The 13,603-nt window shown below is 68.2% G+C and carries 13 protein-coding genes; 5 read left to right on the top strand and 8 right to left on the bottom strand.

Going from position 1 to position 13,603, the window contains the following annotated elements:
• Positions 1–11 precede the first annotated feature (11 nt).
• Entirely contained in the window at positions 12–1,127 is a 1,116-nt protein-coding gene (locus AC1DGD_RS11305; RefSeq protein ID WP_476856839.1) for an alkaline phosphatase family protein, read from the top strand.
• Between the two features lie 6 nt (positions 1,128–1,133).
• Here the strand turns inward: AC1DGD_RS11305 and AC1DGD_RS11300 are convergent, their stop codons facing one another.
• The 3 genes from AC1DGD_RS11300 to AC1DGD_RS11290 all read right to left on the bottom strand — a co-directional run bounded on the left by AC1DGD_RS11300 (position 1,134) and on the right by AC1DGD_RS11290 (position 4,395).
• Entirely contained in the window at positions 1,134–2,324 is a 1,191-nt protein-coding gene (locus AC1DGD_RS11300) for an alkaline phosphatase family protein (protein ID WP_476856838.1), read from the bottom strand.
• Positions 2,321–3,589 carry an alkaline phosphatase family protein gene (locus AC1DGD_RS11295; RefSeq protein WP_476856837.1) on the bottom strand — a complete coding sequence of 423 codons (1,269 nt, stop codon included), beginning with the start codon at positions 3,587–3,589 and terminating at the stop codon, positions 2,321–2,323. The genes AC1DGD_RS11300 and AC1DGD_RS11295 overlap by 4 nt, the downstream gene beginning before the upstream one ends.
• 95 nt (positions 3,590–3,684) lie before the next feature.
• Positions 3,685–4,395 (bottom strand): endonuclease/exonuclease/phosphatase family protein, encoded by a 711-nt coding sequence (locus AC1DGD_RS11290; protein WP_476850153.1) that lies wholly within the window; start codon positions 4,393–4,395, stop codon positions 3,685–3,687.
• A 195-nt stretch (positions 4,396–4,590) separates the two neighbouring features.
• On the opposite strand from AC1DGD_RS11290, the gene AC1DGD_RS11285 reads away from it, so the two are divergent.
• On the top strand, positions 4,591–5,394 hold the full coding sequence (locus tag AC1DGD_RS11285; RefSeq protein ID WP_476856836.1) for a thioesterase family protein: 804 nt from the start codon (positions 4,591–4,593) through the stop codon (positions 5,392–5,394).
• A gap of 2 nt (positions 5,395–5,396) precedes the next feature.
• On the opposite strand, the gene AC1DGD_RS11280 is transcribed toward AC1DGD_RS11285, so the two are convergent.
• Positions 5,397–5,780 carry a DUF2177 family protein gene (locus tag AC1DGD_RS11280; protein ID WP_230010036.1) on the bottom strand — a complete coding sequence of 128 codons (384 nt, stop codon included), beginning with the start codon at positions 5,778–5,780 and terminating at the stop codon, positions 5,397–5,399.
• A gap of 16 nt (positions 5,781–5,796) precedes the next feature.
• On the opposite strand from AC1DGD_RS11280, the gene AC1DGD_RS11275 reads away from it, so the two are divergent.
• Positions 5,797–6,543, top strand: coding sequence for a lipoate--protein ligase family protein (locus AC1DGD_RS11275; RefSeq protein WP_476856835.1), 747 nt, complete (start codon positions 5,797–5,799; stop codon positions 6,541–6,543).
• Here AC1DGD_RS11275 and AC1DGD_RS11270 read toward each other — a convergent pair.
• The 3 genes from AC1DGD_RS11270 to AC1DGD_RS11260 form a co-directional block, all read right to left on the bottom strand.
• Positions 6,501–8,129, bottom strand: a complete 1,629-nt coding sequence (locus tag AC1DGD_RS11270) for a carboxyl transferase domain-containing protein (protein WP_476856834.1) — start codon at positions 8,127–8,129, stop codon at positions 6,501–6,503. The genes AC1DGD_RS11275 and AC1DGD_RS11270 overlap by 43 nt on opposite strands.
• The gene (locus AC1DGD_RS11265) at positions 8,123–9,376 is read right to left on the bottom strand and encodes a CaiB/BaiF CoA transferase family protein (RefSeq protein ID WP_476856833.1); all 1,254 of its coding nucleotides are present in this window, start codon (positions 9,374–9,376) and stop codon (positions 8,123–8,125) included. Before AC1DGD_RS11265 ends, AC1DGD_RS11270 begins: the two co-directional genes overlap by 7 nt.
• Before the next feature lie 82 nt (positions 9,377–9,458).
• Complete coding sequence (locus AC1DGD_RS11260; RefSeq protein ID WP_476856832.1) at positions 9,459–10,868, bottom strand: SLC13 family permease; 1,410 nt, start codon at positions 10,866–10,868, stop codon at positions 9,459–9,461.
• Between the two features lie 123 nt (positions 10,869–10,991).
• Here AC1DGD_RS11260 and AC1DGD_RS11255 point away from each other — a divergent pair, with 123 nt between their 5' ends.
• On the top strand, positions 10,992–11,699 hold the full coding sequence (locus AC1DGD_RS11255) for a FadR/GntR family transcriptional regulator (protein ID WP_476856831.1): 708 nt from the start codon (positions 10,992–10,994) through the stop codon (positions 11,697–11,699).
• 12 nt (positions 11,700–11,711) lie between these two features.
• Positions 11,712–13,031: a carboxylesterase family protein gene (locus AC1DGD_RS11250; RefSeq protein ID WP_476856830.1), complete on the top strand. Its 1,320-nt coding sequence runs from the start codon at positions 11,712–11,714 to the stop codon at positions 13,029–13,031.
• 28 nt (positions 13,032–13,059) lie between these two features.
• Here AC1DGD_RS11250 and AC1DGD_RS11245 read toward each other — a convergent pair whose 3' ends face one another.
• Positions 13,060–13,539: a hypothetical protein gene (locus tag AC1DGD_RS11245; RefSeq protein WP_476856829.1), complete on the bottom strand. Its 480-nt coding sequence runs from the start codon at positions 13,537–13,539 to the stop codon at positions 13,060–13,062.
• Positions 13,540–13,603: the final 64 nt, after the last annotated feature.

Raw genomic sequence — 13,603 nt, 5'->3', positions numbered from 1 at the left:
AGCCGGAATCCATGAGCCGGACTGCCACGAAAAATCATCGACGAATCGCCGCGCGGCTGCTTGTTGCAGCAGTCCTGGTGGCGTCGGCAGCGGCGTGCGAGCCGGGGCCGCCGGGCGCCAGCCCGGGTCCCACTGCCGGGGGCACCGCCACCGCGGGGGCGGCGTCGAAGCCCGGGCACGTGTTCGTCATCAATCTCGAGAACAAGGGCTACAACAAGGTGTGGGGCGCAGGCTCGGAGGCCCCCTACCTGTCGCAGACGCTCCGCAGCCAGGGCGTCCTGCTTTCCAAGTACTACGGGATCGCCCACAATTCGAACCCGAACTACCTGGCCCAGATCTCCGGCCAGCCGTCCAATGCCATGACGAGGGAGGACTGCCCCACCTACGCCGCGTTTGAGCTGACGGGGACGGGTGCGCTCGGCCTGGCGGAGGGCGCCGGCTGCGTCTATCCGGCCTCGGTCCCCACGGTCGCCGGGCAGCTCAGTGCCGCAGGCAAGACCTGGAAGGGTTACATGGAAGACATGGGCACGCCGTGCCGTCATCCCGAACTCGGCGGGCAGGACACCAGCCAGGGCGCCAAGGTGGGTGACCAGTACGCAACGCGGCACAACCCGTTCGTGTATTTCCAGGCCATCACCTCGTCACCGGACTGCCAGAGCAACGTGGTGGACTTCAGCGAACTCCGCGGCGACCTCCGGTCTGTAGCCACCACCCCGAACCTGTCCTACATTTCGCCCAATCTTTGCAATGACGGCCACGACAACCCCTGCGTCGACGGCAGCGCAGGCGGACTGGCCGCCGCCGACACTTGGCTGAGCCAGCAGGTCCCGGCCATCCTGGATTCCCCGGCCTTCCGGCAGGACGGGATGCTGGTGATCACCTTCGACGAGTCCGAGGGCAAGACCGTTGGGCCCTCAGGGCTGCTGCCCGGAGGGACGGCCGGCGGCAGGATTGGTGCGCTGGTCCTCTCGCCGCTCACCAAGGGCGGCACGACGTCGGACCGGCCCTACAACCACTTCAGCCTCCTGGCCAGCATCGAAGACGCCTTCTCGCTCCCGCGCCTCGGGTACGCCGGGGCGCCGGGACTGGACAGTTTCGGCGGAGACGTATTTAACGCCGGGTCCTAGCGCGCGTCACCGCTGGACGCCTGCGTTGTAGACGTCGAGTCCGAAGCGGTTCAGTCCAGAGGCTCCCGCGTAGCCCAGGTATGGCAGGCCGAAGGTGTCTTCGATGCTGGCGAGCAGGCTGTAATGGTTATAGGGAGTGGTGGACCAGGTGCCGCCCTTGACGAAGGGTGAGATCACCAGTGCGCCGACGCGGCCGCCGCCGGGGCCGGTGATGCCCGGCTCGGGTGAGTTGGGTCCGGCGGTTTCGCCGCAGCAGGCGGCGGCATCCGACTGCGGCCCGTCGGACTCGTCGAAGGTGACCACCAGGACGCCGTCCTGTTTGAACGCCGGGGACGAGGTGATGGCCGGCACCCACTGCTTGAGCCACTCGTCGGCGCTGGCCAGGCCACCCGGCTGTCCGTCCACGCACGGGGCGTCGTGGCCGTCGTGGCAGAGGTTCGGCGTAATCATGGACAGATTGGGGGTCGTGGCGGTTGACGCGAGGTCTGTCTTCAGGGCGCTGAGGTCGACGTCGTTCTTGGCGCAGTCCGGGGAGCCGGTGATCCCGGCGAAGTAGACGAAAGGGTTGTGACGCGCCGCGTACTGGTCCCCGACCTTGGCCTTCTGAGTGTCGTCCACCGCGCCGAGGGCAGGATGCCGGCAGGGCGTTCCCATGTCTTCCATGTAGCCCTTCCACGTCTTGCCTGCGGCCGTCAGTTGGCCGGCCACCGTGGGCACGCTGGCCGGGAAGACACAGCCGTCTCCGACCGCCTGGCCGGGACTGGCCGTGCCACTTCCGACAAACGGTGAGTAGGTCTGGCAGTCGGCCTGCATTTGGGGGTTGGGGCCTTGGCCGGAAATCTGGGCGACGTAATTCGGCTGAGAATTGTGGGCCGTGCCGAAGTACTGGTTCAGCAGCACCCCCTGGCCCCTGAGCGTCTGGGACAGGTATGGGGCGGCCGACGCCGGGCCCCACGTCCCGTCGTAACCCTTGTTTTCCAGGTTGATGATGAAGACATGTTTGGCGCCGGGCAGGTAGCCCTGGCCCGAGGTGGCTGTCGGAGCGCTGGCTGTGGCAGCCGGCTGGGCCGGTCCGCAGCCGATCGCCGCCGCCGCCAGCAGGACGATGGCCGCGGCGGAGGCCCGCAGAGCTGGCCTGCGGCCCCGCCGGAGGGGCCCGGGGGCCGCCGTCGTGGTTTCTGTGGTGGTGGGGTTCACGGGAGTTTCCATCCGTCGGCGAGTGCTTTCTGTTTGAGTCCGGACCATTCCTCGGCCGGCGGCGGCCCCACGGGGGTGCAGGCCGGGCCGGCCACGAAGGGCGGGACCAGGTAGGTGGGAGCGGTCAGGTTTGCCGGTGCGCCGAAGTCCAGGACTTCGGCGATGTTGCGGGCCGCGCTGTCCCGGGGCGTCAGCGGAGGCAGGTTCCACCGCCATTCGATGGCCTTCAGTACGGACGTGTGATCGTAGATGTCGTGGGCGACGTACCGGCGTCGGGCGGGCGGGGAGATGACCACGGACGGCACCCGGAAACCCCTCAGCGCCGTCGCGGCGCTCATGTCCGGGGCCGTACCGGGGGCGACGTGGTCGTAAAAGCCGCCCCACTCGTCATAGTTGATCACCAGCAGCGTCTTGGCCCACCCCGGGCCGGTGGTGACGGCGTTGTAGACCTCGGCGAGAAATGTCTCCCCGGAGCGGATGTCCGCGTGCGGGTGGTCATCGCCGGATGTTCCCGATCCCTCGTCGGTGAACCGCGGATCCACGAAGGACACCGCGGGCAGGCTGCCGGCGCCGGCGTCAGAGAGGAATTCGGAGTAGTGGTGCGAGATCCCGAGGTACTTCGTGCCCCAGAGCGCGGTGAACGGGATATCGCCGTAGTAGTACTTTCCGTCCACCCCGGCGGCGGCCAGCCGGTCCCAGATGGTCGGGAGCGTGGATGTCACGGTGGAGTTGTGCAGCCGGTCGGTGGCCGCCGCGTGCTGGTAGAACCTGTTCGGGTAGGTTTCGGCCATCGTGGCGGCAAAGTACCGGTCGCAGACCGTCCAGTCCGGGCCGGCCTGCCGCCAGAAATCGAGGTCGGCGGCGTCGTAATAGCCGACGGCGAACCCGTCGTTTTCCCCGGCCAGGAGCCAACCGTTGTTCTTGCCGCCGTTGTACTGGATCCGGCCGCCCTCGTACGAGTGGTCCGGGTCCGGGTGGCCGCAGCCCTGGAAGTCCGTCAGGTGGTGCGTGGTGTGCGGAGTCCCATAGCGGTCCGTGTAGCTCAGGCCGGCCTGCTGGCCGTCTGAACCGGGCAGCCAGCCCAGGAAGTGGTCGAAGGAACGGTTTTCCATCATCAACACGATGATGTGGTCAATGCCGGATGCGGCGGCCGGGGGCAGGGCGGCAGTGGCGGCTTCCGCTGCCCGCCAGCTGTTGCCGGCGGCGAGCGCTGTGGCTGCGGCCGTTCCGGCGGCGGTCAGGAAGGTGCGTCTTGAGAAGTTCACGCCCAGCAGTAGATCACAGGCAGATTACGAGAAGCCTGCTTTCGATGCCCGTTTCACCGGGTGTTCACCGGGTGTTTGTACCCCCGGACCGGCCGCTAAGGCTCCGCGGGTCCTGAACCGTTGGGGGGCGCCTCCTGGCCGTATTCGGCCGTGATCAGGATGGGAAGGTGGTCCGACGCGCCTCGGGCCAGGGTTTCCACGCTTTCGATCTCCAGCCCCTGGGAAGTGGCAAAATCGAAATGGCCCTTGAAGACCTTGTACCGGGTGTAGGTGCGTCGGTCACTCATCGTGAGGTCGTAGCCGGCGTCCTTCATCTGCGCTGTCAGGGACTTGGTGAAGAACGGATAGTTGAAGTCGCCCACCATCAGGGACATCAGCCCACCGCCCATGCTGAGCAGCTCGGCGTGGGCGGCATGGATCTGGTTCCGGCGCAGTGAGTTCGATGCCGTCAGCGGTGCCGCGTGGAAGGACGCGATGACGAGTTCGTGGTCGGTCTCGTTGTCGGTCACACGCGTACCGATGAGCCGCTCGTGCGCGGGGGAGAGGACACGGTCGTGCATGGACTTCTTAAGGGCGAAGGTCTTGGTCTCGTAGGCCGTGAAACGGCTCATGCGGTAATAGATCGCCAGGCCCAGCCGGTTGCCCTTGGTGGAATCGGCCAAGTGCAGATCCCCGATGGTCTCCGGCAGATCGTCCGTATCGCACTCCTGGAGGCACAAAGCATCAATCTCGAAATCACGTGCCAGATCGACCAGCTCGCCGCTGGCCGCGTGCTTGCGGAGGTTGTAGCTGATGACTCTAAGCAGGGGGAGCACCTCTTCGGTGAATAGTCGTTAAAACCTCACCCGAGTCTACCCAGTCCGAGCGGATCGGTTGGGAACAAGCGCAACGCGCGTCCGGGGTCCGCGCCGGATCGGAGCCGGAAACACAGCGGCCGGGAACACTGAAAGCGCAGCAGGATAGTGTGTTCTGGAATCACCAGCCATGCGAAAGGGCGGACGTTGACTGCTGCACTACCGGAACTTGCCGAGGGCGATTCCTACTACGAGGTCCTGGGGGACGGGCGGTTCCGCTCCACCATCCACGCCCAAGGCGCCTGGAACGAACACGAGCAGCACATGGCCCCCGCGTCCGGCATCATGGCCGACCGCCTGGCCCGGCATGAGCCCCGCGAAGACATGCGCATGGCGCGGCTCAGCTACGAAATCCTCGGGCTGATCCCCGGCGGTGAGTTCGAGATCGTGACCTCCACCCTGCGCCCGGGACGGACCATCGAACTGGTGCAGGCCGAGCTCGTTTCCGGCGGGCGCACGGCCATTCGCGCCACGGCCTGGCGGATGATCACCTCTGACACGTCCGCCATCGCGGCCTTCGAGGATCCCAGGATTCCGGCGCCGGAGGACTGCGAGCCGTACGACGCCGCGGCCGTCTGGCCCGGCGGCTACATCGCCTCACTGCACATGCGGATCGCCGAGGGCCACCGGGCGGGCTCGGGAACCGTCTGGCTCCGCACCGACTACCCGCTGACAGACCGGGCGGACAGCGGCGACCTCGCCCGGCTGGTCGGCCTCGTGGACACGGCGAACGGCATCGCCGCCCGGGTCCCGCCGGGCAAGGGCAGCTACGCCTTCCCCAACCTGGACCTGCAGATCCACATGTACCGGCAGCCGGAGGGGGAGTGGCTGGGGCTGGACAACGAAGTCACGTTCGGTACGGACGGGATCGGGCTCACCTCCACGGTGCTGCATGACCTCACAGGCCCGTTCGGACGCGCGGAACAGATCCTGACGCTGCGCAGGTCCTAGTTCTAGTGGAAGACGAGCCAGCCGGCCAACGTGGCCAGCGCCGTCAACACGGCACCCCAAAGGATGTCCACGACGATCAGCTGCCACGGCCACGTCTTGAGCGTGGCGGCATTTGTCAGATCGTAGGTGGCGTAGCCAAACACGCCCAGCGCGGCACCGTAGCCCACAGCGCTGAGCCAGCTGCCGCCGTCGAGCGCTGGCGTCAGGGCAAAGAACACGATCCCGGCAATGTAGATCACGTAGAACACCACCGCGTAACCTAGATTGGGCTTGTCGGCCATCAGGTCACCGATCTGGCGGCGGTAGAACGGGTTCATCGTCTTGAGCCAGATGGCGTCGATGATGGCGAATGCGGCGGCTACGACGAGGAATTGCAGAATGACCATAAGGGAGCATAACAACATGCCGCAGGCGCCAGCCGGGTCCCGGACACTGACGGTGGTGCGGCAGCAGGAATCACTTGGCGCCGCGGCCGACCTCGACTTCGCGCTCGGGCTCCTCCAGAAGGTCAAAACCGGCTCGCTGGGTCCCACCTTGCGGCTGTACCGGCCGGTTCCCACGGTCGCCTTCGGCCAGCGCGACACGCACCTGCCAGGCTTCGAGGCCGCTGCCAACGCCTGCCGGCAGCTGGGCTTCGAGCCGCTGGTCCGCAAGGCCGGAGGCCGCGCGGCGGCGTACCACGAGCGAACCCTCGTCATCGACCACCTGGAACCCGATGCGGACGCGATTGCCGGGGCCAAGGGGAGGTTTTCGCGTTTCGGCGAACTGCTCGCCGGGGCACTGCGCGACGCCGGGGTGGATGCCGGCGTCGGTGAGATCCCGGGGGAGTACTGCCCCGGGGAGTTCAGCGTGCACGGCAGCGACCCGGAGGTCCCCGAGCACCGGATCAAGCTGGTCGGCACCGCCCAGCGGGTGGTCGCCGGCGGCTGGCTCTTCAGCTCCGTGATCGTGGTGGCGGACTCCGCCCCGATCCGCGCGGTCCTGGAGGCCAGCTACGCCGCCCTCGGCCTCGAATGGGACCCCGCGACGGCGGGCGCGGCCGATGACCTGGTGCCGGGCCTGGACGTCGATGCGGTCGAGGCCGCGGTGATCGCCGCCTACGGACGCTACGCCCCGCTCAGCCACGCGGAGTTCTCGAGCCTGCTCTGAGCCTCATCTAGCGGTGACCCCGCCGGACGGCGTCCCTCGGCCGGCGCAAGGACGCTGCCCAGGTTGCGGTACTTCGCCAGGCGCCGGGGGAGCAGTTCGTCGACTCCTGCCTTGGAGAGCGCGGCGAGTTCGTATTCAATGGCGCGGCCGAGGCGACTGCAGAAGGCCAGGGCCTCGTCGGCGGCGTTGGGGCGTTCGTCCACGATGTGTTCCACGAGTCCGTTGGCGTGCAGCGACGAGACGTTGACGCCCTGGGCCTCGGACATGGCCGCGGCGAAGCCGGTGCTCCGATGGACGATCGCGCTCGCGCCTTCCGGCGGCAACGGCGACAGCCACGCGTGCTGCGCGGCGATGGTGCGGTCCGCGGGCAGGAGGGCCAGTGCCCCGCCGCCGGCCCCCTGCCCGAGCAGCACGGACACCGTGGGTGCGTTAATCCCAATGAGGTCGTGCAGAGAGCGGGCGATCTCGCCGGCCAGGCCGCCTTCCTCGGCTTCCTGGGACAGGGCGGCGCCGGCGGTGTCGATGACGGTGACCAGCGGCAGCCCGAGCTCCTCGGCTAGGCGCATGCCGCGCCGGGCCTCCCGGAGGGACGCCGGCCCCATCGCCGTCTGTCCCAATGCCGTCTGTCCCATGCCTGTCGGCCGCGTGGCCCGGGGCCGGGTGTGGCCGATCACGACGCAGGATTCCCGGCCGAAACGGGCCAGGGCCAGCTGGAGGCCGGGGTCCTTTTCGCCCTGGCCGGTGCCGTAGAGCGGAAGCACGTCCCGGGCCCCGTGCGCCAGCAGCTGCCGGACATCCGGCCGGCGGGGGTCGCGGGAAATACCGATCGACTCCCAGGCGCCGGCGCCGGACGGCTTCACGGACAGTGTTGCGGGCGCGGCGACCGGCGGGCGGGGGCCGGTGACCAGGATGCCCAAGGCGCGGTCGACGACGTCAGACAGCTGCCAGGGCGGGACCACCGCATCAATCAGCCCCTTGTCGAAAAGGTTCTCCGCCGTCTGGACGTTCTCCGGGAATGGGGTGGCGTGGAGGGCCTCGTAAACCCGGGGTCCGAGGAAGCCGAGCAGGGCGCCGGGCTCGGCGGCGGTGATATGGCCGAGGGACCCCCATGAGGCCATGACGCCTCCCGTGGTGGGATGACGCAGGTAGACCAGATAGGGCAGACCGGCCTTGCGGTGGGTGCGGACGGCGGCGCTGATCTTGACCATGGAGAGGAACGCGACGGTCCCTTCCTGCATGCGGGTCCCGCCCGACGCCGGACCGGCCAGGAGGGGCAGGCCCTCGCGGGTGGCCCGTTCGACGGCGGTGACGATCCGTTCCGCGGCGGCCTGGCCGATGGAGCCGGCGAGGAACCGGAACTCGCTGACGATCACGGCCACCCGGCGGCCGCGGATCAGGCCTTCGCCGGTAAGGACGGATTCGTCCACGCCGGTCCTGGCCCGGGCGGCGGCCAGTTCCTGCCGGTACTCGGGGCCGGGATCGGGGTCCAGCACGGGCGCGTCCCAGCTGCGGTAGGACCCGGGATCGAGGACCGCGGTGATGAGTTCGGTGGCGTCCAGGTGCCGGACCTTCTGCCCGGTCAGCATGCCCGGGGGCCTTCCTGGCCGGTGACTGTGGCCGCGCCCGCTGGGGTGCCGGGTGTCAGCCCCAGCCACCGCCGGATCTGCTCCCCGTCCTGGTCCAGCAGCGGCGGCGCGGTGTGGGACGTCAACGTGGTTTCGGTGGTGCCGGCGGCGCTGAAGAACCGCAGCGGCGGGCCGGGCAGGCTCACGGTGCCGAGGATTTTGTGCTCGACGTCGACCACCAGACGCTGCGAGTGGACCTGTTCCCATTCGTAGACTTCGTCCAGGGTTCTGACCTTGCCGGCCGGGATGCCGGCGTCGTTGAGTTTGGTGAGCAGCGGCTCGGCCTCGAAATCGGAGAACACCCGCTCCACTTCTTCGATGACTTTCTCGCGGTTGCGCACGCGGTCCGCATTGGTGGCGAACTCCGGCCGCGCGGCGTCGATCCCGAACGTCGAGGCGAACGTTTTCCAGAGCTTTTCGCTTCCCACGCTGATCTGCACCCTGCCCTGCCGGCAGTGGAACAGTCCGTAGGGGGCAATGGACGGGTGCTGGTTGCCCTGCGCCTTCGGCACTTCGCCCGCAACCGTGGCCCGGGTGCCCTGGAAGGCATGGACCCCGATCAGGGCCGCGAGCAATGAGGTGCGGACGATCTGGCCCTGGCCGGTCCGCTCACGCTGGAGCAGCGCCGCGAGGGTGCCGAACGCCCCGTACATGCCGGAGAGGAGGTCGGCGATGGGAACCCCGACCCGCTGCGGATCGTCCGGCCCGGATCCGGTCAGGGACATCAGCCCGGCCTCGCCCTGGAGGATCTGGTCGTAGCCGCTGCGCTGGGATTCGGGCCCGTCGTGCCCGAATCCTGTGATGGAGAGGACCACCAGCGCCGGATTCAGGGCGTGCATCTGCGCGGCGGAGAATCCGAGCCGGTCCAGGACGCCGGGACGGAAGTTCTCGATGACCACGTCGGCGCGTTCCAGCAGCTCACGCAGCACTGCCCGCCCGTCGTCGCTCTTCAAGTCCAGGGCAATGGATTCCTTGTTGCGGTTGCAGGAGAGGAAATACGTGGCCTGCGGATCATCCTCGGGGCCCACGAACGGCGGCCCCCAGCCGCGGGTGTCGTCGCCGGTACCGGGGTTCTCCACCTTGATCACCCGCGCGCCGAGGTCAGCCAGCATCATCCCGGCATGCGGGCCGGCGAGCGCGCGGCTCAGGTCCACTACGAGATAGCCGGTGAGGGGGCCTTCGGCGTCGGGCATGGGTTCGGTGCTCATGGACGTGTTCCTTCTTTGGTCGGTCGTGGCGGGCGCGCGGTGGGCTTGCGCGGTTGGTTGATTTGTCGGCTGCATCCAGCGGTCACATCCAGCCCGGGACTACCATGACCAGCCAGGCGACGGCCGGTCCGACGGCGACGACGATGCCGCTGTAGGCCAGGATCTGCTTGTAGAACCTGTCCTTGTCCACGTCCTCGGGCGCGTTGGCCAGGACCAGGGCGCCGTTGGTGGAGAACGGGGACACATCCACGATCGTGGAGGCCACGGCCAGGGCGGCGATCACGCCGACGGCGCCGACCTCGCCGGTGGCCAGGAACGGCACCGCCAGTGGAATGAGGGCCGCGAGGATGGCAGTGGAGGAGGCGAAGGCCGAGACGATGGCACCGATGTAGCAGATCAGCAGGGCGGCGAGCAGGGGCATGCCGAGATCCGCCACTCCGCCGGACACGAATGCGATGGTGCCGGCTTCTTCGAGGACGCCCACGAACGTGAGCATGCCGCAGATGAGCAGGACCGTGGACCAGCTGATCTTGTTGACGGCGCCCTTCTGCGCGGCGGGAGACACGAGGGCGAGGACGATCGCGATGGTGATTGAAACAAAGCCGACGTCCACCTTGAATCCGAGCGAGATGACGGCCAGGGCGATCAGGCCAAGGATGGTGATGAGCTGGGCCATGGATGCACGGGCGCCGCCGGCCGGAGGTGCGACGGCCGGGGCGGGACCGGCAGCCGAGGATGTGCCGGAGCCTGAGGTGCCCTTGGCCGAGACGCCGGCGGCGGAGATGTCGGATCCGGACCCCTGCAGCGTGACGCCGGCCGCGCGGGCACCCACGCTGACGGACAGGCGCTTTTCTGCGGCCTGTTCCACCAGCCGCCCGCCCGGGGTGGACAGCAGTTTGCCGCCGCCGAGGACGACAAACAGCACCAGCGCGATGGCCAGGTTGAAGAGGAAACTCGCCAGGAAAATCGCCATCGGGTTGGCGTCCAGCTCTGTCCTGGCAATGATGCTGTTGACGGTGACGCCATAAACGGCGATGGGGGAGAAGCCGCCGGCCTGCGCGCCGTGGATCACCATCATGCCCATCATGAGCGGATTGATTTTGTGTTTGGCGGCGAAGCTGAGGGCGATCGGCGCGATGATGGCCACGGCGGCCGGGGAGAGGGCGCCGACGGCGGTAATCACCGCGGTGATGGCGAACATGACCCACGGGATCAGGGCAACCTTGCTGCCGACCAGCCGAACGGCGCCCCGGACCAGCAGGTCGATGGTGCCGTTGTTTTGCGCGATGGCGAACAGGTAGGTAACCCCGACGATGGTCAGGAACAGGCCGCCGGGGAAGTTGGCAAGGATCTCGTTGGTGGACATCCCCAGCACCACGGAGCCCAGCAGGAAGGCGCCGACGAAGGCCAAGGCACCCATGTTGAGCGGCAGCACCGTGGCCAGAAGGAACATCACCGCCAGGATGATGATGGACAGGACGGGAGCGGACATCGTTGTTCCTCCGGATCGAAGTGGTTCGTGACTGGCTTAGTGGCCTAGCCTCCTAGACACTAGGTGTCTTTGTCAATAGTTCTCCGGTAGTCTTAGGGGTCAGGACAGGCTGGAAGGACGCGCATGGCAAAGCAGGCGGCAACGCATCAGATTTCCCGCGTTTCGCGGCCCCGGCTTTACGAGCAGCTGGTGGAGCAGATCATGGACTTCATCGAGTCCGCCGAGCTGGGCCCCGGGGACACGTTGCCGGCCGAGCGGGAACTTGCCGAGCGGTTGGGGGTTTCCCGTGCCACCCTGGCGCAGGCCCTGGTGGCCCTCGAGGTGCTTGGCGTGATCGACGTCCAGCACGGCACCGGAGCGGTGCTGGTCTACCGGCCGAACGTTCCCTCCGTGATCAAAGGCCTCCGCGAACACCGGAGCCGTCTGCCCGAGATCGTTGAGGCGCGGAGCACGCTGGAGGTCAAGCTGGCCGAACTGGCCGCGGCCCGCCGCACGGAGCAGGACATGGACGCGATCGATCACGCCCTCGAAGCCATGGCGGCAGAGGTCGCCTCGGGAGACCGCGGCGCACGCGGCGACGAGCTGTTCCACCAGGCCGTCACCGCCGCGGCCCACTCGGCAGTCCTCGCCCAGCTCATGACCTTCATTGCCGGCATGGTCCTGGAAACGCGCCTCGAATCGCTCGCACAGCCCGGCCGGCCGGAGCAGTCGCTCGCCTCCCACCGCAAGATCGCCGACGCGATCCGGTCCCGGGACTCGGCGGCCGCCGCGGCGGCGATGCTGGAGCACATTGATCTTGTCTCCGACGTTGCCCTCCTGAAGAACAGCTAGACCGGAATAGACGTGAACCTTTCCTTCGATCCGCCGTGTGGCCCGATCACCGGATGGCGCGACGGCGCCGTCGTGCGTGCCGCCGGCATTCCCTACGCCACCGCGGAACGCTTTCAGCCGCCCGCGCCGGCACCCGACTGGGCCGAGACGCTCGAGGCGACATCCCTGTCTCCGGCGTGCCCGCAGGCGCCGGTGCCCTTCCTGGATGACGTGCTCGGCACCCGCTACGGCGAACTTCCGGGCAGCGAGGATTGCCAGCGCCTGACCATCACCCTGCCTGCCGATCTCCACGACGGTGAACGGTTGCCGGTAATGGTGTGGCTGCACGGCGGGTCCTACACGTCCGGTTCCGGGGATCTGGCGATCTTCGACCCCGCAGCGCTGGTTGCCGAAACCCGGGTGATCGTCGTTTCGGTGACCTACCGGCTGGGCCTCTTCGGATATTTGTCCACCAGCACCGGCCGTCCCGCCAACCTGGGCCTGCTCGACCAGATCGAGGCGTTCCGGTGGGTGCAGCGCAACATCGCGTCCTTCGGCGGCGATCCGGGCCGCGTCACCGCGTTCGGGCAATCCGCAGGGGGCGACGCCGTCGCGCACCTCATGGCGACCCCTGACGCGGCGTCGCTCTTCCAGCGCGCCATCATTCAAAGTGCGCCGCTGGGCATTACCCGGGGGCGGGAAAGGACGACCGCCGCCATGGGGGTGGCGGCGGAGGCGGTTACCGCCGCGACTCCGGCGATGGACGTCGTAGCTATTGAAGAGGACGTGGCGCGGGCGGCGAGGAAGTTCGGTCTGATGGCTGCCATGCCGTTCGGGATCCAGTACGGGCACTCACCCCTGCCCGAGGAATCCGGGCTTGACCGGGCCTGGAATGCCGCTGCCCCGGCGATCGACATCCTGATCGGCTACACAGCGGAGGAAGCCCGGCTGTTTCTGCCGCGCAGCCCGCGCCTGGGCCGGGTGGCGAGGATTCCCGTGGTCGGCAGCGCGGTGCTCAAGGCAGTCACCTGGGTGGTCACGGAATTGGTGTACGGCAAAGCGGCCAGACAGTTTGCCAGGCGGCATGTACGTGCGGGCGGCCGGGCCCACAGCTACGTCCTGTCCTGGCGCGCACCGGGAAATCTCTATGGCGCCGCGCACACGGTCGACCTGCCCCTGCTCTTCGGCCACCAGCGCACGTGGGAAGGTGCCGGACTCCTGGCGGGGGCGACGTGGGACGAGATCAACGCCCATGGCCGGGCGATGCGGGCGCTGTGGGCACAGTTCGCCTACGGGGAAGGCCTCGGATCCCGGGGAGAGATTCCCGGCTCGCTTCGGTACCGCTCGGTCTGAACTCCCGAGGCCTTGCCCGGCGTGCGCTTCACCCCCGCTGGATCAGGACCGCAGCGATCACCCAGAGGAGCGCCGCGCCGCCCGTGGCGAGAACCGGGCGGTTCCACGTCGTGGTCACTGTTCCGCCGGAGGAGTGGAGTCCAGCGGCGCGGGCGTCGTGCCACGCCTGGGCGATCCTGTCACGGCCGGTGACTACCTCCGGCTGCCGGATGCGCTCATTGCCGGGGAGCATGCTGTGTGGCCGGCTCTTCAGATCGCTGACATGCTGAAAGCCGGAGTCGAACGAGCCCGGCGGGGTCGGAGCGCCCCAGCTGACGTACTTCTTGCCCGCGGCCCTGACGGTGACGGCATAGCGGACCTCGACGTCCTCAACCGTATCGAACGGTATCCGGTGGTCGCGCAGTCCGTTGATCAACACAAACCCGCCGCTCTCAACGCGGAGGCACGGGCGCCACTGGACTGCATAGACGAACCAGGACACCAGAACCAGCCAGGGTGCGGCGTCCATCGCGGCACTGGGTTCTCCGCTGGCCGCCAGCCAGTACAGTGTGCCGGCAGCACCGGCCCATACG

This window comes from Arthrobacter sp. 05T45, assembly GCF_056395875.1.
Note: the sequence above shows the minus strand (reverse complement) of the source record. Positions and strands in the feature narration are given on the sequence as shown.

What these genes read in the sequence shown, in the direction of transcription:
- AC1DGD_RS11305 (WP_476856839.1), top strand. Translation starts at nt 12, where the DNA reads ATGAGCCGGACTGCCACGAAAAATCATCGACGAATCGCCGCGCGGCTG.
- AC1DGD_RS11280 (WP_230010036.1), bottom strand. Translation starts at nt 5,780, where the DNA reads ATGGTCATTCTGCAATTCCTCGTCGTAGCCGCCGCATTCGCCATCATC.
- AC1DGD_RS11275 (WP_476856835.1), top strand. Translation starts at nt 5,797, where the DNA reads ATGCCGCAGGCGCCAGCCGGGTCCCGGACACTGACGGTGGTGCGGCAG.
- AC1DGD_RS11270 (WP_476856834.1), bottom strand. Translation starts at nt 8,129, where the DNA reads ATGCTGACCGGGCAGAAGGTCCGGCACCTGGACGCCACCGAACTCATC.
- AC1DGD_RS11265 (WP_476856833.1), bottom strand. Translation starts at nt 9,376, where the DNA reads ATGAGCACCGAACCCATGCCCGACGCCGAAGGCCCCCTCACCGGCTAT.
- AC1DGD_RS11260 (WP_476856832.1), bottom strand. Translation starts at nt 10,868, where the DNA reads ATGTCCGCTCCCGTCCTGTCCATCATCATCCTGGCGGTGATGTTCCTT.
- AC1DGD_RS11255 (WP_476856831.1), top strand. Translation starts at nt 10,992, where the DNA reads ATGGCAAAGCAGGCGGCAACGCATCAGATTTCCCGCGTTTCGCGGCCC.
- AC1DGD_RS11245 (WP_476856829.1), bottom strand. Translation starts at nt 13,539, where the DNA reads ATGGACGCCGCACCCTGGCTGGTTCTGGTGTCCTGGTTCGTCTATGCA.